Here is a 15,428-nt window from a genome sequence, read left to right as displayed (position 1 = left end):
CCTTGATAGATGTTAATAACTTTGAATTTATGAAAATTGGCTTGGCTTCACCTGATAAGATTCGTTCATGGTCGTTTGGTGAGGTAAAAAAACCAGAAACAATTAATTATCGTACATTAAAACCAGAAAAAGATGGTTTGTTCTGTGAAAGAATTTTTGGACCACAAAAAGACTGGGAATGTCATTGTGGTAAATACAAGCGCGTTCGTTATAAAGGCGTTGTTTGTGACCGATGTGGAGTAGAAGTGACGAAATCAAAAGTCCGTCGTGAGCGTATGGGGCATATTGAATTAGCTGCTCCAGTATCCCACATATGGTATTTCAAGGGTATTCCAAGTCGAATGGGATTAGTATTAGATATGTCACCAAGGGCTTTAGAGGAAGTTATCTATTTTGCGGCGTACATCGTTACCGATTCCGGGGATACAGCACTTGAGAAGAAGCAGTTGTTGTCCGAGAAAGAGTACCGTGCTTATCGTGAAAAGTATGGGCAATCTTTCCAAGCTCAAATGGGTGCAGAGGCAATTAAAAAACTGTTATACGATATAGATCTCGAAAAGGAAGTTGACTTGCTTAGAGAAGAGTTAAAATCAGCTCAAGGTCAGCGGAGAACCCGTGCTATTAAGCGTTTAGAGGTTATTGAGGCGTTCCGTAATTCTGGTAACAACCCGTCTTGGATGATTTTAGATGTATTACCGATTATTCCACCAGAATTAAGGCCGATGGTCCAATTAGACGGTGGGCGATTCGCAACTTCTGACTTAAACGATTTATATCGTCGTGTTATTAATCGTAATAATCGTTTAAAGCGTTTATTGGATTTAGGTGCTCCAAGCATTATCGTTCAAAATGAAAAACGTATGTTACAGGAAGCTGTTGATGCATTAATTGATAATGGTCGTCGTGGTCGACCGGTTACTGGACCAGGGAACCGACCGCTAAAATCCCTGTCACATATGCTTAAAGGAAAGCAAGGGCGTTTCCGTCAAAATTTACTAGGTAAACGTGTTGACTATTCAGGACGTTCTGTTATCGTTGTGGGTCCACATTTAAAAATGTATCAATGTGGTCTTCCAAAAGAAATGGCAGTTGAATTATTCAAGCCATTTATAATGAAAGAGCTAGTTGAAAAAGGTTTAGCTCACAATATTAAATCTGCTAAACGTAAAATTGAACGCTTACATCCGGAGGTTTGGGATGTGTTGGAGGAAGTAATCAAGGAACATCCTGTATTACTGAACCGTGCACCAACGTTACACCGTTTAGGTATTCAAGCATTTGAACCAACATTGGTAGAAGGCCGCGCCATTCGCTTGCACCCACTCGTTTGTACAGCTTACAACGCTGACTTTGATGGGGATCAAATGGCTGTTCACGTACCATTGTCAGCTGAAGCTCAAGCAGAGGCTCGGATTTTAATGTTAGCTGCACAAAACATCTTAAATCCAAAAGACGGAAAGCCGGTAGTTACTCCTTCACAGGATATGGTTTTAGGTAACTACTATTTAACAATGGAACGTGAAGGCGCAGTTGGAGAAGGAATGGTATTCAAGGATTTAAGTGAAGCTTTAATCGCTTATCAAAGTGGCTATGTCCACTTGCATACAAGAGTTGCAGTTCAGGCTGGCTCTTTAGGAAATGAAACATTGACAGAAGAACAGACTGGTCAATTATTAATCACTACAGTAGGAAAATTAATATTTAACCATATGCTTCCAAATTCGTTCCCGTATATGAATGAACCAACACACGAAAATCTTGAGGTTGGTACGCCTGAGAAATATTTCATTCCTAAAGGCGAGAATGTGAGGGAACTTATTGCTGAGCGTGAGATAATTGCACCGTTCAAAAAAGGAATTTTGGGAGATATCATTGCTGAAGTGTTTAAACGATTTAAGATTAGTGAAACTTCCAAAATGCTTGACCGTATGAAGGACCTTGGCTTTGAGTTTTCTACGAAAGCAGGTATTACTGTAGGTGTATCTGACATTGTCGTATTAGCTGAGAAAGAAGAAATTCTTGAAGAAGCACAGGCAAAAGTCGATAAAGTATTAAAGCAGTTCCGTCGAGGTTTAATTACAGAAGAAGAGCGATATGATCGTGTAATTTCTATATGGTCACAAGCGAAGGATGTCATTCAAGAGAAGTTGATGAAAACATTAAATCCACGAAATCCTATCTTCATGATGAGTGACTCTGGTGCCCGTGGTAATGCTTCTAACTTTACACAGCTTGCGGGTATGCGTGGATTAATGGCCAACCCGGCTGGACGTATTATTGAGTTACCGATTAAGTCTAGCTTCCGTGAAGGTTTAACAGTGTTAGAGTACTTTATCTCTACCCACGGTGCTCGTAAAGGTCTTGCGGATACGGCACTTAAAACGGCCGATTCTGGTTATCTAACTCGTCGTTTAGTCGATGTTGCGCAGGATGTAATTATTCGAGAAGAGGATTGCGGTACTGATCGTGGATTAACTGTTGAGGCTATCACAGAGGGTACAGAATTAATTGAACCGTTAATTGATCGACTAATCGGCAGAACATCGTTCCAAATGGTTCGTCATCCAGAATCAGGGAAAGTCATTGTTGATAAAAATGAAGTCATCACAGAAGATTTAGCGAAGGATATTGTGGATGCTGATATTGAAACGGTAACGATTCGGTCTGTATTTACATGCAATACAAAACACGGCGCTTGTAAGAAGTGCTACGGACGTAACCTTGCAACTGGCGAAGAAGTTGAAGTTGGTGAAGCGGTAGGTATTATTGCAGCACAATCTATTGGTGAACCAGGTACACAGCTTACCATGCGTACCTTCCACACTGGCGGGGTAGCAGGTAGCGATATTACTCAAGGTTTACCTCGTATTCAAGAGGTGTTTGAAGCCCGTAACCCGAAAGGTCAGGCGTTAATCACTGAAATTCATGGTACCGTTCAGAGCATAGAAGAAGTAAAGGATAAGCAGGAAATTGTTGTTCAAGGCGATGTGGAAAGCAAATCATATACTGCACCATATGGAGCTAGATTAAAGGTAGCAGTTGGAGATGTTGTAGTTGCGGGTCAGGCGCTAACAGAAGGTTCCATTGATCCAAAAGAATTATTAAAAATCCAAGGTCTTGAAGGTGTTCAAACTTACCTGTTAAAAGAAGTGCAAAAGGTTTACCGTATGCAGGGGGTTGAAATCGGCGATAAACACGTAGAAGTTATGGTACGACAAATGCTTCGTAAAGTAAGAGTCGCTGATGCAGGAGACACGGATGTATTACCTGGATCTCTACTTGAAGTTCATCAGTTTAAAGAGGCAAACAGAAAAGTGCTTCAAGACGGTAACCAACCAGCAGTTGGAAGACCTGTTATCTTAGGTATTACGAAAGCATCACTTGAAACAGATTCATTCTTATCTGCAGCATCATTCCAGGAAACAACTCGTGTATTAACGGATGCAGCAATTAAAGGAAAACGCGATGAGTTATTAGGATTAAAAGAAAATGTAATTATTGGTAAGTTGGTACCTGCTGGAACTGGGATGCAGAAGTATCGGAAAGTTAATGTGAAAACAGATGAAGCACCAGAAGAGTTGACAGAAGAGCAACTAACAGAGGAAGTAACAATAGAGTAGTCTATTAAAAGAACAAGGTTTTAGTTGGAAGCATTACTTGATTATATTTTTCTCTAAATTAGTCTCTAAAATTGAGTTGACATACAAATGTTAGAGTGATAATATATTCAAGGTGCTTCCGTTATCCTTGTTGCTTTGGAGGATGCATTGATGTCTTATGAAAAAGTAGCACAGGTTAAAGCGGGTTTAATTATAGGAACCAAACAAACAATTAAAGCCATGAAAAATGGTGAAGCTGCCGAAGTTGTAATAGCTGAAGATGCTGATCAGCATATAACCAATAAAGTATCACGTCTGGCTAATGAATATAACATTCCTTGTTACCGAGTAGAATCAAAGAGAAAGCTTGGTCAAGTATGTGGGATAGATGTCAGTACAGCGGCAGTGGCGATAAAGCAATAAAGTTTTGGCAAAGCATTTTTTGCGAAAGCTTTGTTTTTTGCCTTGATATGAACCACCTGGATGTGTGGTATTACATTCTTATGACTGAAAGGAGGAAAAAATATGCCTACAATTAACCAATTAGTACGTAAAGGTCGTGTAAGCAAAGGAAGAAAATCCGACTCACCAGCACTTAACAAAGGGTACAACAGCTTTAAGAAATCATTAACAGATCAATCTTCTCCACAAAAACGTGGTGTATGTACTCGTGTTGGTACATTAACTCCGAAAAAACCGAACTCAGCACTACGTAAGTATGCGCGTGTTCGTTTGACTAATGGTATCGAGGTAACTGCATATATCCCAGGAATCGGGCACAACCTTCAAGAGCACAGTGTTGTATTGATTCGTGGAGGTCGTGTAAAAGACTTGCCTGGTGTACGTTACCATATCGTACGTGGAGCACTTGATACGGCTGGTGTAGAAGGTCGTGCGCAAGGTCGTTCTAAGTACGGAACAAAGAGACCTAAAAAATAAGCTAACTTTTTAATTACAACAAGTAGAAGAAAGGAGGGGGACATATGCCACGTAAAGGACCAGTACCAAAGCGTGATGTCTTGCCAGATCCGTTACACAGTTCTAAACTAGTAACTCGTTTGATCAATCAAATCATGATTGATGGAAAAAGAGGGAAGGCACAAAAAATACTTTATAAAGCTTTTGAACTTGTTCAAGAACGTAGCGGAAAAGATGCTATGGAAGTATTTGAACAAGCGATGAAAAATGTTATGCCTGTACTTGAAGTTCGTGCACGTCGTGTGGGTGGTTCCAACTATCAAGTGCCAGTTGAAGTACGCCCAGAACGCCGTCAAGCACTAGGATTACGCTACATTGTAAACTATTCACGTCTTCGCGGTGAAAAAACAATGGAAGAGCGTTTAGCGAATGAAATCCTTGATGCTTCAAACAATACAGGTGCATCTGTTAAGAAAAGAGAAGATATGCACAAGATGGCAGAAGCGAATAAAGCCTTCGCTCACTATCGTTGGTAAAATACAAACTAATTTTTACAATAGGAAGGAGAAAGATTCATGCCTAGAGAGTTCTCCTTGGAAAAGACTCGTAATATCGGTATAATGGCACACATTGATGCTGGTAAAACAACAGCTACCGAGCGTATTCTTTTCTACACAGGACGTATCCATAAAATTGGAGAAACACATGAAGGTGCTTCTCAAATGGACTGGATGGAGCAGGAGCAAGAGCGAGGTATTACAATTACGTCAGCTGCAACAACTGCTCAATGGAAAGGTCATCGTATTAACATTATCGACACACCAGGACACGTGGACTTCACAGTTGAGGTTGAACGTTCCTTGCGTGTACTAGACGGCGCTATTGCTGTTCTTGACGCACAATCAGGTGTAGAACCACAAACAGAAACCGTTTGGCGCCAAGCTACAACATACGGTGTTCCTCGTATCGTATTTGTTAATAAAATGGATAAAGTCGGTGCAGACTTCCTATACTCTGTTGGCACATTAGGAGATCGGTTGGGTGCAAATGCTCATCCGGTTCAACTTCCTATCGGTGCTGAAGACGAATTCGAAGGAATTATCGATCTAATCAACATGGAAGCATACTACTACCTGGATGATTTAGGAACACGTGCAGAAGCGCGTCCTATTCCAGATGAGTATAAGCAACAAGCAGAAGAATACAGAACTGGACTTGTGGAAGCTGTAGCAGAGCTTGATGAAGAATTAATGATGAAATACCTAGAAGGGGAAGAAATTTCGAACGAGGAACTTAAACAAGCTGTTCGTACAGCTACATTAAGCGTTGAATTCTACCCGGTATTCTGTGGTTCTGCATTTAAAAACAAAGGTGTTCAGTTACTAATCGATGGAGTTATTGATTATTTACCAGCTCCAACAGATGTACCACCAATTGAAGGTCATGTACCTGACACAGATGAAGACGTAGTTCGTAAATCAAGCGATGACGAACCATTCTCTGCATTGGCGTTTAAAGTTGCGACAGATCCGTTCGTTGGTAAACTAACTTTCTTCCGAGTTTACTCTGGTACTTTGGATTCTGGTTCTTATATTAGAAACTCAACAAAAGGTAAGCGAGAACGAGTAGGACGAATCCTACAAATGCACGCGAACTCTAGAGAAGAGATTTCTACTGTATATGCAGGAGATATTGCTGGAGCTGTAGGTTTAAAAGATACAGGAACAGGGGACACGTTATGTGATGAAAAGAATTTAGTAATTCTTGAATCTATGGAATTCCCAGAACCAGTTATCTCTGTTGCAATTGAACCTAAGTCAAAAGCAGACCAAGATAAAATGTCTGTAGCACTAGGTAAATTAGCCGAGGAAGACCCAACATTTAAGACAGAAACGAACACTGAAACTGGTCAAACAATTATTTCAGGTATGGGTGAACTACACCTTGATATTATTGTCGATCGTCTAAAGCGTGAGTTTAAAGTAGAAGCAAATGTTGGTGCTCCACAAGTATCTTACCGTGAAACGTTCCGCGGATCGGCTGAAGTTGAGGGTAAATTCGTTCGACAATCAGGTGGTCGTGGACAGTACGGTCACGTTTGGGTTAAGTTTGAACCAAATGAAGAAGGAGCAGGCTTTGAGTTCGTCAACAAAATTGTTGGTGGTGTTGTTCCGCGTGAGTACATCCCTTCCGTTGAAGCAGGTATCAAAGAATCAATGGAAAACGGTGTGTTAGCCGGTTATCCACTTGTTGACGTAAAAGCTACATTATATGATGGAAGCTACCACGATGTTGACTCCAACGAGATGGCATTTAAGGTTGCTGCGTCAATGGCACTGAAAGCTGCGAAAAATAAATGTCAACCTGTAATCCTTGAACCAATGATGAAGGTAGAGGTCGTAATCCCTGAAGAATATATGGGTGACATTATGGGTGATGTAACTTCACGTCGTGGACGCGTAGAAGGCATGGAAGCTCGTGGACCTGCACAAGTGGTAAAAGCATTTGTTCCATTGGCAGAAATGTTTGGTTATGCAACAGCACTACGTTCCAACACACAAGGGCGTGGAACGTACACAATGCACTTTGACCACTATGAAGAAGTGCCAAAGAGCATTTCAGAAGAAATTATTAAGAAAAATGCTGGTGAATAATTGATTTTTTCAGTTTCATCAAGTATAACTTGTATTGTAAGCTTAGAAACAACACAAGTTGTTGTTTCTGAGCCGAACATACATTTATTATAAAAAAAAACACTTTTTACTTAATTAAGGAGGAACTATAAATGGGTAAAGAAAAATTTGATCGTTCCAAAGACCACGTTAATATTGGTACAATTGGTCACGTTGACCACGGAAAAACTACTTTAACAGCTGCAATCACTACTGTATTATTTAACAAATATGGTAAAGGTGAAGCACGCGCATATGACCAAATTGATGGTGCGCCTGAAGAAAAAGAGCGTGGTATCACTATCTCTACTGCACACGTAGAATATGAAACGGACAACCGTCACTATGCACACGTTGACTGCCCAGGTCACGCTGACTATGTTAAAAACATGATCACTGGTGCTGCACAAATGGACGGAGCTATCCTTGTAGTATCTGCTGCAGATGGTCCAATGCCACAAACTCGTGAGCACATTCTGCTTTCTCGTCAGGTTGGTGTACCTGCGATTGTAGTATTCCTTAACAAGTGTGACATGGTAGACGATGAAGAATTACTTGAGCTAGTTGAAATGGAAGTTCGCGATCTTCTTTCTGAATACGACTTCCCTGGTGATGACGTACCAGTAATCAAAGGTTCTGCTCTTAAAGCACTAGAAGGTGACGAAGAGTATGTTAATGCAATCTATGAATTAATGGAAGCAGTTGATGAGTACATCCCTAGACCTGACCGTGACACTGAAAAGCCATTCATGATGCCAGTTGAGGACGTATTCTCAATCACTGGTCGTGGTACTGTTGCTACTGGACGTGTTGAGCGTGGAGTAGTAAAAGTTGGTGACGAAGTTGATATTATTGGTCTAGCGGAAGAAGCTAAGAAAACGACTGTAACTGGTGTTGAAATGTTCCGTAAGCTTCTTGACTATGCAGAAGCTGGAGACAACATTGGTGCACTATTGCGTGGGGTAGCACGTGATGATATTAACCGTGGACAAGTACTTGCTAAGCCTGGTTCTATCACTCCACACACTAACTTCAAAGCAGAGGTTTATGTATTATCTAAAGAAGAGGGTGGACGTCACACTCCATTCTTCACAAACTACCGTCCACAGTTCTACTTCCGTACAACGGATGTAACTGGTGTAATCAACCTTCCTGAAGGTGTAGAAATGGTAATGCCTGGAGATAACGTTGAAATGACTGTTGAACTTATCTCTCCAATCGCGATCGAAGAAGGAACTAAGTTCTCTATTCGTGAAGGTGGACGTACAGTAGGCGCTGGTGTTGTAGCTAGCATTCAAAAGTAATAATCTAATGTTTAAACAGACAACGAGTCTTTCGTTGTCTGTTTTTTTATGGTGTAGGAAATTTTAAATATACTTGAGAGTTGATATCCGTTTAGATAGATTAGCGACGTCCAGATCCAGTGCCAATCACAAATCCTAATCAAAGAAATAAATTATGTGTAAAAATGTTAAAAGCCTTCAATAATTGGAAAGAATAAGCATTAATAGAAGGTTGAAATGGTTATAACTGTCTTGTATAATACGAAGGGTGCAATAAATAAATAACTAGAAAAAGTTAAATTTATGGTTGCAATGACCGCATGTTTTCTATATAATTAGTAATGTTGGTCATTAAAGGCGATGAAGCGGAAGGTTGTTGACACACCCGGCCCCTTTGCCATGGCGGGGTGGTCAAGGAATTTTCGCGGAGAATGTCTATTATGAAAATGGGCGAAAAGGAGGGAAAATAATGGCAAAGGAAAAGATTAGAATTCGATTAAAGGCGTATGATCACCGTATTTTAGATCAATCCGCTGAAAAAATTGTAGATACTGCAAAGCGTTCTGGAGCTGGTGTTTCTGGACCGATTCCACTACCGACAGAAAAAGCTGTTTATACAATTTTGCGTGCAGTACACAAGTATAAAGATGCACGTGAGCAATTTGAAATGCGCACACACAAACGTCTTATCGATATTGTTAGTCCAACACCACAAACGGTTGATTCGTTAATGCGACTTGACTTACCATCTGGTGTGGATATCGAAATCAAATTATAATAGAAATTTATCACTATAGGAGGTGTGACGGATGACGAAAGGAATCTTAGGACGCAAAGTAGGCATGACACAGTTGTTCTCTGAAGATGGAGAATTAATACCTGTTACAGTTGTTGAAGCAGAGCCTAACGTTGTTCTACAAAAGAGAACGGCTGAAAACGATGGGTATGAAGCAGTCCAGATTGGATTTGCTGATAAAAAGGGAAATCGTGCAAACAAGCCAGAAAAAGGCCATGCTGAAAAAGCAAACACGAACCCTAAGCGCTTCGTTCGTGAAATCCGTAACGCAAATCTTGATGAATATGAAGTAGGTCAAGAGATTAGCGTAGAGGTTTTTCAAGCAGGAGACAAAATTGATGTAACTGGTACTTCTAAAGGTAAAGGATTCCAAGGTGCAATCAAGCGCCACAACCAATCCCGCGGACCAATGACACACGGTTCTCGTTATCATAGAAGACCTGGTACAATGGGTCCGATTGATCCAATGCACGTATTTAAAGGTAAAAATCTTCCGGGTCAAATGGGTGGAGAACAAATCACGATTCAAAACCTAGAAATCGTTAAAGTAGATACAGAACGCAATCTGTTACTTATTAAAGGTAACGTACCTGGTGCAAAGAAATCATTCGTGAAAGTTACGAGTGCAGTAAAGGCTAACCAATCATAAGTCGAAGGGAGGATATGTCATGCCTAAAGTAGCACTATATAATCAAAGTGGATCGCAAGTAGGCGATGTTGAATTAAGTGATGCTGTATTTGGTATTGAACCAAATGAGCACGTATTACACGATGCTGTAGTGATGCAACGTGCTTCTCTACGTCAAGGTACACACGCTGTTAAAAATCGTTCAGAAGTTAGCGGTGGTGGACGTAAGCCATGGCGTCAAAAGGGAACTGGTCGTGCACGTCAAGGTTCTATTCGTTCCCCTCAATGGGTAGGCGGTGGAACTGTATTTGGACCAACTCCACGTAGTTATAGTTATAAACTACCGAAGAAAGTTCGAAGACTAGCTCTTAAATCTGCTTATTCTTCTAAGGTGAAAGAAGATAGCTTAGTAGTTCTAGAAGGCTTTGCGATTGAAGCTCCTAAAACAAAAGAAATAGTTAACCTTCTTTCAGCATTAAGTGTAGAAGAAAAAGCATTGATTGTTACTGCTGATAAAGATGAAGTAGTTTCTCGTTCAGCAAATAACTTACCGAATGTAAAGGTACTAACTGTAAGTGAAGTAAATGTACTAGACTTGCTTACGCATGACAAGCTGATTATAACGAAGGATGCAGCTGAAAAAGCAGGGGAGGTGCTTTCATAATGAGAGATCCACGCGATGTTATTAAGCGCCCTGTCATTACAGAACACTCTGCGGATCTTATGGCAGAGAAGAAGTACACTTTTGAAGTGGATACAAGAGCAAACAAAACTGAAATCAAAGATGCGGTTGAATTAATTTTTGGAGTGAAGGTAGAGCAAGTAAACACGATGAACCTAAAAGGTAAATTCAAGCGTATGGGACGTTATGGCGGATTTCGCCCAAAACGTAAGAAAGCAGTTGTCAAGCTATCAGAAGACAGTAAAGAACTAGAGTTCTTTGAAGGAGTATAAAACAATTAACTGAGAAGGAGGGAAAAAGATGGCGATTAAAAAGTATAAACCAACTTCTAATGGTCGACGCGGTATGTCAGTTTCTGATTTTGCTGAAATCACTACTGATCACCCAGAAAAATCCCTGCTTGCACCATTAAGCAAACGTGGTGGACGTAACAATCAGGGTAAGTTGACTGTTCGTCATCAAGGCGGTGGGCATAAGCGTAAATACCGCATTATCGATTTTAAGCGCGACAAAGATGGAATACCTGGACGCGTTGCTACAATCGAATATGACCCTAACCGCACAGCTAATATTGCGTTAATTAACTATAAAGATGGTGAGAAACGTTATATTTTAGCGCCAAAAGGCTTGCAAGTAGGAAACGAAATTATCTCTGGTGAAAATGCAGATATTAAACTTGGTAATGCACTTCCACTTGAAAACATTCCAGTAGGTACAATCATTCACAACATTGAATTAAAGCCTGGATTTGGAGGACAGCTTGCACGTTCTGCAGGTTCACAAGCACAAATTTTAGGCCGTGAAGGTAAGTATGTATTGGTTCGTTTGAGCTCAGGAGAAGTACGTCTAGTTCTTGGTACTTGCCGTGCGACTATTGGTCAAGTAGGAAACTTAGAGCATGAATTGATTAGCGTTGGTAAAGCAGGACGTTCTCGTTGGCAGGGTAAACGCCCAACTGTACGTGGTTCTGTAATGAACCCGAATGATCACCCGCATGGTGGTGGTGAAGGACGTGCTCCAATCGGTCGTAAATCACCAATGTCTCCTTGGGGCAAACCAACACTTGGATATAAAACGCGTAAGCGTAATAAGCCAACAGACAAATTTATTGTACGTAAACGTAAAAAATAAACTGGTTGTACGGCGGGAACAATCGCCCGTCTATCAATCGCAAAGGGAGGTTTATGTATGGGTCGTAGCTTGAAAAAGGGACCTTTCGTAGATGACCATTTGATGAAAAAAGTCGAGAACTTAAATGAATCAGACAAAAAACAAGTGGTTAAAACTTGGTCACGTCGTTCTACAATATTCCCTAACTTTGTTGGTCATACAATCGCAGTATATGACGGTCGTAAACATGTACCGGTGTTCATTACTGAAGATATGGTTGGTCACAAACTAGGAGAATTCGCGCCATCCCGCACTTATAAAGGGCATGCAGGCGATGATAAGAAAACAAAACGCTAAATGAGAGGAGGCAATCTCGATGCAAGCAAAAGCTGTTGCAAAAACTGTTCGTATAGCTCCTCGTAAAGTTCGTTTGGTCGTAGATTTAATTCGAGGAAAGAATGTTGGAGAAGCAATTGCTATATTAAAACACACACAACGTGGCGCGTCGCCAGAAGTAGAAAAAGTACTTCGTTCTGCTATCGCAAACGCAGAGCATAACTATGAAATGAATCCAGATGACTTAATTGTTTCTGAAGCATTTGTGGATGAGGGTGTAACATTGAAACGTTTCCGTCCACGTGCTATGGGACGTGCGAGTCAAATCAATAAAAGAACTAGCCACATTACTGTGGTTGTATCAGAAAAGAAGGAGGGATAATCTGTGGGTCAAAAAGTTAATCCGGTAGGACTTCGTGTCGGCGTTATCCGTGATTGGGAATCCAAATGGTACGCTGGCAAGGACTATGCAGACTTATTGCATGAAGACATTAAAATTCGTGAATATATTGAACAACGTCTAAAAGAAGCTGCTGTATCAAGTGTTGAAATTGAACGTGCAGCGAACCGAGTGAACATTTCGATTTCAACTGCTAAACCAGGAATGGTAATCGGTAAAGGCGGTTCTGAAGTTGAAGCACTAAGAAAATCATTAAATGCTCTAACTGGTAAAAGAGTTCATATTAACATTATTGAAGTGAAAAAAGCTGATTTAGATGCTAAATTAGTGGCTGAAAATATTGCGCGCCAGCTAGAAAATCGTATTTCATTCCGTCGTGCACAGAAGCAAACAATTCAACGCGCGATGCGTGCAGGAGCTAAGGGTATTCGCACAATGGTTTCTGGTCGTCTTGGCGGTGCTGATATCGCTCGTGCAGAACACTATAGCGAAGGAACTGTTCCACTTCATACTTTACGTGCAGATATTGATTATGGTACTGCAGAAGCAGATACTACTTACGGTAAACTTGGCGTAAAAGTATGGATCTACCGTGGAGAAGTCCTTCCGACAAAAAACAATAAGTAAGGAAGGGGGCTGAGCATTATGTTAATGCCTAAACGTGTAAAATATCGTAGACAACACCGTGGTAAAATGAATGGAAAAGCAAAAGGCGGAACGTCTGTTGCTTTTGGAGAATATGGATTACAAGCTGTAGAAGCTTCATGGATCACAAGTCGTCAAATTGAGGCTGCTCGTATTGCAATGACTCGTTATATGAAACGTGGCGGGAAAGTTTGGATTAAAATCTTTCCTGACAAACCATATACTGCTAAGCCTTTAGAGGTTCGAATGGGTTCCGGTAAAGGTGCTCCAGAAGGATGGGTAGCAGTAGTTAAACCAGGAAAAATAATGTTTGAAATCGCAGGAGTTTCTGAAGAAGTAGCTCGTGAAGCATTACGTCTTGCTTCTCACAAACTGCCGATTAAAACTAAATTTGTAAAACGTGAAGAAATTGGTGGTGAAATCAATGAAGGCTAATGAAATCAGAGAACTAACCACTGCCGAAATTGAACAAAAAGTAAAAGCTCTAAAAGAAGAACTTTTCAACTTGCGCTTCCAGTTAGCTACTGGTCAACTGGAGAATACAGCACGTCTTCGTGAAGTTCGTAAATCAATTGCGCGTATGAAAACTGTCGTTCGTGAAAGAGAGCTTAGTGTTAATAACTAGATCCTGAGAGGAGGTTAGCCTCAAATGAGTGAGCGTAACAATCGAAAGGTCTATACTGGCCGTGTTGTATCAGATAAAATGGATAAAACCATTACAGTGTTAGTTGAGACTTATAAGTTTCATAAGTTATACGGTAAACGTGTTAAGTATTCCAAGAAGCTTAAAGCTCATGATGAAAACAACCAGGCAAAAACTGGTGATATTGTTAGCATCATGGAAACTCGTCCACTATCAGCTACAAAACGTTTCCGTCTTGTAGAAGTTGTTGAAGAAGCAGTAATTATCTAAACTAAAGAATGGTCGGATCAATTCCGAAGGGAGGTAACAGCCTTATGATACAACAAGAATCTCGTTTGAAAGTTGCGGACAACTCGGGAGCTCGTGAAGTACTTACTATTAAAGTGCTTGGAGGTTCAGGACGTAAGACAGCTAATATTGGTGATGTAATTGTTTGTACGGTGAAACAAGCAACACCTGGCGGCGTTGTCAAAAAAGGTGACGTTGTAAGAGCTGTTGTTGTACGTTCGAAGAGTGGCGTACGCAGAAAAGATGGTTCCTATATTAGATTTGACGAAAATGCAGCTGTAATTATCCGTGACGATAAGAGTCCAAGGGGTACTCGTATTTTTGGACCGGTTGCACGTGAATTACGTGATGCTAAATTCATGAAAATTGTATCTTTAGCTCCAGAAGTATTATAAATATAGTTCAACAGTAAGATAGCTATACTAATCATGCTTAGGTTTAAGTTTTCTTGATTCGATTTATGAGAGTGATTGGATTTATTAAACTGTATGAACTAAGAAAAAAGTAGTAAATGCCTTGTAAGGAGGTGCATCAAGTATGCATGTGAAAAAAGGTGACAAAGTTCAAGTAATCTCCGGAAAAGATAAAGGCAAACAAGGAACAATTATTGCGGCATATCCAAAGAAGGAACGTGTTTTAGTTGAAGGAGTCAACGTTGTAAAAAAACACGCAAAGCCATCACAGGATAATCCACAAGGTGGAATTCTTAATCAAGAAGCTGCAATTCATGTTTCAAATGTGTTGCCGGTTGATCCGAAATCTGGAGAACCAACTCGTGTTGGATATGAAGTGCGTGATGGAAAGAAAGTTCGTATCGCTAAAAAATCCGGTGAAGCATTAGATAAATAAGTTAGCGACGAAAGGAGGGCTACTCGATGAACGAATTGAAAGAAAAATATCAAAAAGAGATTGTTTCATCATTAGTTGAAAAATTTAACTATGATTCAGTAATGGAAGTACCAAAAGTTGAAAAAATCGTTATTAATATGGGTGTTGGAGATGCAGTGCAAAATTCAAAGGCGCTTGATAGTGCTGTAGAGGAATTGGCATTGATTTCAGGACAACAACCAATGGTAACAAAGGCTAAAAAATCAATTGCAGGATTCCGTCTTCGTGAGGGAATGCCAATCGGTGCTAAAGTAACCTTACGTGGAGAGCGTATGTATGAATTCCTTCAAAAGCTTGTTGATGTTTCTCTTCCACGTGTACGTGACTTTCGCGGAATATCAAAGAAAGCTTTTGACGGTCGTGGTAACTATACGCTAGGCGTTAAAGAACAATTGATTTTTCCAGAAATAAATTATGATCAAGTAAGTAAAGTTCGCGGTATGGATATTGTTATCGTAACTACATCTAATACTGATGAAGAAGCACGTGAACTTTTATCTCAACTTGGCATGCCTTTCCAAAAATAAGCGTGATAGCTAA

General features: G+C 40.4%; 20 protein-coding genes. All 20 read left to right on the top strand.

Annotated features, from left to right (window positions below; genetic code table 11):
- Positions 1 to 2 precede the first annotated feature (2 nt).
- Positions 3 to 3,620: a DNA-directed RNA polymerase subunit beta' gene (gene rpoC / locus JOC48_RS17775; protein ID WP_204501763.1), complete on the top strand. Its 3,618-nt coding sequence runs from the start codon at positions 3 to 5 to the stop codon at positions 3,618 to 3,620.
- A 135-nt stretch (positions 3,621 to 3,755) separates the two neighbouring features.
- The gene (locus tag JOC48_RS17770; protein ID WP_420829229.1) at positions 3,756 to 4,022 is read left to right on the top strand and encodes a ribosomal L7Ae/L30e/S12e/Gadd45 family protein; all 267 of its coding nucleotides are present in this window, start codon (positions 3,756 to 3,758) and stop codon (positions 4,020 to 4,022) included.
- A gap of 102 nt (positions 4,023 to 4,124) precedes the next feature.
- Positions 4,125 to 4,538, top strand: a complete 414-nt coding sequence (gene rpsL, locus JOC48_RS17765; protein WP_204501762.1) for a 30S ribosomal protein S12 — start codon at positions 4,125 to 4,127, stop codon at positions 4,536 to 4,538.
- A 44-nt stretch (positions 4,539 to 4,582) separates the two neighbouring features.
- Entirely contained in the window at positions 4,583 to 5,053 is a 471-nt protein-coding gene (gene rpsG, locus JOC48_RS17760) for a 30S ribosomal protein S7 (RefSeq protein ID WP_204501761.1), read from the top strand.
- A 39-nt stretch (positions 5,054 to 5,092) separates the two neighbouring features.
- On the top strand, positions 5,093 to 7,171 hold the full coding sequence (gene fusA / locus JOC48_RS17755; protein WP_204501760.1) for an elongation factor G: 2,079 nt from the start codon (positions 5,093 to 5,095) through the stop codon (positions 7,169 to 7,171).
- Positions 7,172 to 7,302: 131 nt separating this feature from the next.
- The gene (tuf, locus tag JOC48_RS17750) at positions 7,303 to 8,493 is read left to right on the top strand and encodes an elongation factor Tu (protein ID WP_204501759.1); all 1,191 of its coding nucleotides are present in this window, start codon (positions 7,303 to 7,305) and stop codon (positions 8,491 to 8,493) included.
- A 448-nt stretch (positions 8,494 to 8,941) separates the two neighbouring features.
- Positions 8,942 to 9,250, top strand: coding sequence for a 30S ribosomal protein S10 (rpsJ, locus tag JOC48_RS17745; RefSeq protein WP_204501758.1), 309 nt, complete (start codon positions 8,942 to 8,944; stop codon positions 9,248 to 9,250).
- Positions 9,251 to 9,281: 31 nt separating this feature from the next.
- Positions 9,282 to 9,917, top strand: coding sequence for a 50S ribosomal protein L3 (rplC, locus tag JOC48_RS17740; RefSeq protein WP_204501757.1), 636 nt, complete (start codon positions 9,282 to 9,284; stop codon positions 9,915 to 9,917).
- 19 nt (positions 9,918 to 9,936) lie between these two features.
- The gene (rplD, locus tag JOC48_RS17735) at positions 9,937 to 10,560 is read left to right on the top strand and encodes a 50S ribosomal protein L4 (protein ID WP_204501756.1); all 624 of its coding nucleotides are present in this window, start codon (positions 9,937 to 9,939) and stop codon (positions 10,558 to 10,560) included.
- Complete coding sequence (gene rplW, locus JOC48_RS17730; RefSeq protein ID WP_204501755.1) at positions 10,560 to 10,850, top strand: 50S ribosomal protein L23; 291 nt, start codon at positions 10,560 to 10,562, stop codon at positions 10,848 to 10,850. Before rplD ends, rplW begins: the two co-directional genes overlap by 1 nt.
- Before the next feature lie 28 nt (positions 10,851 to 10,878).
- Positions 10,879 to 11,709, top strand: coding sequence for a 50S ribosomal protein L2 (rplB, locus tag JOC48_RS17725; protein WP_204501754.1), 831 nt, complete (start codon positions 10,879 to 10,881; stop codon positions 11,707 to 11,709).
- 57 nt (positions 11,710 to 11,766) lie between these two features.
- Positions 11,767 to 12,045 carry a 30S ribosomal protein S19 gene (gene rpsS, locus JOC48_RS17720; RefSeq protein WP_204501753.1) on the top strand — a complete coding sequence of 93 codons (279 nt, stop codon included), beginning with the start codon at positions 11,767 to 11,769 and terminating at the stop codon, positions 12,043 to 12,045.
- A 19-nt stretch (positions 12,046 to 12,064) separates the two neighbouring features.
- Positions 12,065 to 12,406, top strand: coding sequence for a 50S ribosomal protein L22 (gene rplV, locus JOC48_RS17715; protein ID WP_204501752.1), 342 nt, complete (start codon positions 12,065 to 12,067; stop codon positions 12,404 to 12,406).
- A 3-nt stretch (positions 12,407 to 12,409) separates the two neighbouring features.
- Complete coding sequence (gene rpsC / locus JOC48_RS17710) at positions 12,410 to 13,051, top strand: 30S ribosomal protein S3 (protein WP_204501751.1); 642 nt, start codon at positions 12,410 to 12,412, stop codon at positions 13,049 to 13,051.
- Between the two features lie 18 nt (positions 13,052 to 13,069).
- Positions 13,070 to 13,504 carry a 50S ribosomal protein L16 gene (rplP, locus tag JOC48_RS17705; protein WP_204501750.1) on the top strand — a complete coding sequence of 145 codons (435 nt, stop codon included), beginning with the start codon at positions 13,070 to 13,072 and terminating at the stop codon, positions 13,502 to 13,504.
- Entirely contained in the window at positions 13,494 to 13,694 is a 201-nt protein-coding gene (gene rpmC / locus JOC48_RS17700) for a 50S ribosomal protein L29 (protein WP_204501785.1), read from the top strand. Before rplP ends, rpmC begins: the two co-directional genes overlap by 11 nt.
- 24 nt (positions 13,695 to 13,718) lie before the next feature.
- On the top strand, positions 13,719 to 13,982 hold the full coding sequence (gene rpsQ, locus JOC48_RS17695; protein ID WP_204501749.1) for a 30S ribosomal protein S17: 264 nt from the start codon (positions 13,719 to 13,721) through the stop codon (positions 13,980 to 13,982).
- 44 nt (positions 13,983 to 14,026) lie between these two features.
- The gene (rplN, locus tag JOC48_RS17690) at positions 14,027 to 14,395 is read left to right on the top strand and encodes a 50S ribosomal protein L14 (RefSeq protein ID WP_204501748.1); all 369 of its coding nucleotides are present in this window, start codon (positions 14,027 to 14,029) and stop codon (positions 14,393 to 14,395) included.
- 142 nt (positions 14,396 to 14,537) lie between these two features.
- A complete protein-coding gene (gene rplX, locus JOC48_RS17685; protein WP_204501747.1) occupies positions 14,538 to 14,849 on the top strand; it encodes a 50S ribosomal protein L24 in 312 nt (103 codons plus the stop codon).
- Positions 14,850 to 14,875: 26 nt separating this feature from the next.
- Positions 14,876 to 15,415: a 50S ribosomal protein L5 gene (gene rplE, locus JOC48_RS17680; RefSeq protein ID WP_204501746.1), complete on the top strand. Its 540-nt coding sequence runs from the start codon at positions 14,876 to 14,878 to the stop codon at positions 15,413 to 15,415.
- Positions 15,416 to 15,428 lie beyond the last annotated feature (13 nt).

It is taken from the genome of Aquibacillus albus, assembly GCF_016908325.1.
Classification (GTDB): domain Bacteria; phylum Bacillota; class Bacilli; order Bacillales; family Amphibacillaceae; genus Aquibacillus_A; species Aquibacillus_A albus.
Note: the sequence above shows the minus strand (reverse complement) of the source record. Positions and strands in the feature narration are given on the sequence as shown.

Bases quoted from the DNA above. Each gene is read 5' to 3' on its own strand.
- rpsL (WP_204501762.1), top strand. From the start codon at position 4,125: ATGCCTACAATTAACCAATTAGTACGTAAAGGTCGTGTAAGCAAAGGA.
- rpsG (WP_204501761.1), top strand. From the start codon at position 4,583: ATGCCACGTAAAGGACCAGTACCAAAGCGTGATGTCTTGCCAGATCCG.
- fusA (WP_204501760.1), top strand. From the start codon at position 5,093: ATGCCTAGAGAGTTCTCCTTGGAAAAGACTCGTAATATCGGTATAATG.
- tuf (WP_204501759.1), top strand. From the start codon at position 7,303: ATGGGTAAAGAAAAATTTGATCGTTCCAAAGACCACGTTAATATTGGT.
- rpsJ (WP_204501758.1), top strand. From the start codon at position 8,942: ATGGCAAAGGAAAAGATTAGAATTCGATTAAAGGCGTATGATCACCGT.
- rplC (WP_204501757.1), top strand. From the start codon at position 9,282: ATGACGAAAGGAATCTTAGGACGCAAAGTAGGCATGACACAGTTGTTC.
- rplD (WP_204501756.1), top strand. From the start codon at position 9,937: ATGCCTAAAGTAGCACTATATAATCAAAGTGGATCGCAAGTAGGCGAT.
- rplW (WP_204501755.1), top strand. From the start codon at position 10,560: ATGAGAGATCCACGCGATGTTATTAAGCGCCCTGTCATTACAGAACAC.
- rplB (WP_204501754.1), top strand. From the start codon at position 10,879: ATGGCGATTAAAAAGTATAAACCAACTTCTAATGGTCGACGCGGTATG.
- rpsS (WP_204501753.1), top strand. From the start codon at position 11,767: ATGGGTCGTAGCTTGAAAAAGGGACCTTTCGTAGATGACCATTTGATG.
- rplV (WP_204501752.1), top strand. From the start codon at position 12,065: ATGCAAGCAAAAGCTGTTGCAAAAACTGTTCGTATAGCTCCTCGTAAA.
- rplP (WP_204501750.1), top strand. From the start codon at position 13,070: ATGTTAATGCCTAAACGTGTAAAATATCGTAGACAACACCGTGGTAAA.
- rpmC (WP_204501785.1), top strand. From the start codon at position 13,494: ATGAAGGCTAATGAAATCAGAGAACTAACCACTGCCGAAATTGAACAA.
- rpsQ (WP_204501749.1), top strand. From the start codon at position 13,719: ATGAGTGAGCGTAACAATCGAAAGGTCTATACTGGCCGTGTTGTATCA.
- rplN (WP_204501748.1), top strand. From the start codon at position 14,027: ATGATACAACAAGAATCTCGTTTGAAAGTTGCGGACAACTCGGGAGCT.
- rplX (WP_204501747.1), top strand. From the start codon at position 14,538: ATGCATGTGAAAAAAGGTGACAAAGTTCAAGTAATCTCCGGAAAAGAT.
- rplE (WP_204501746.1), top strand. From the start codon at position 14,876: ATGAACGAATTGAAAGAAAAATATCAAAAAGAGATTGTTTCATCATTA.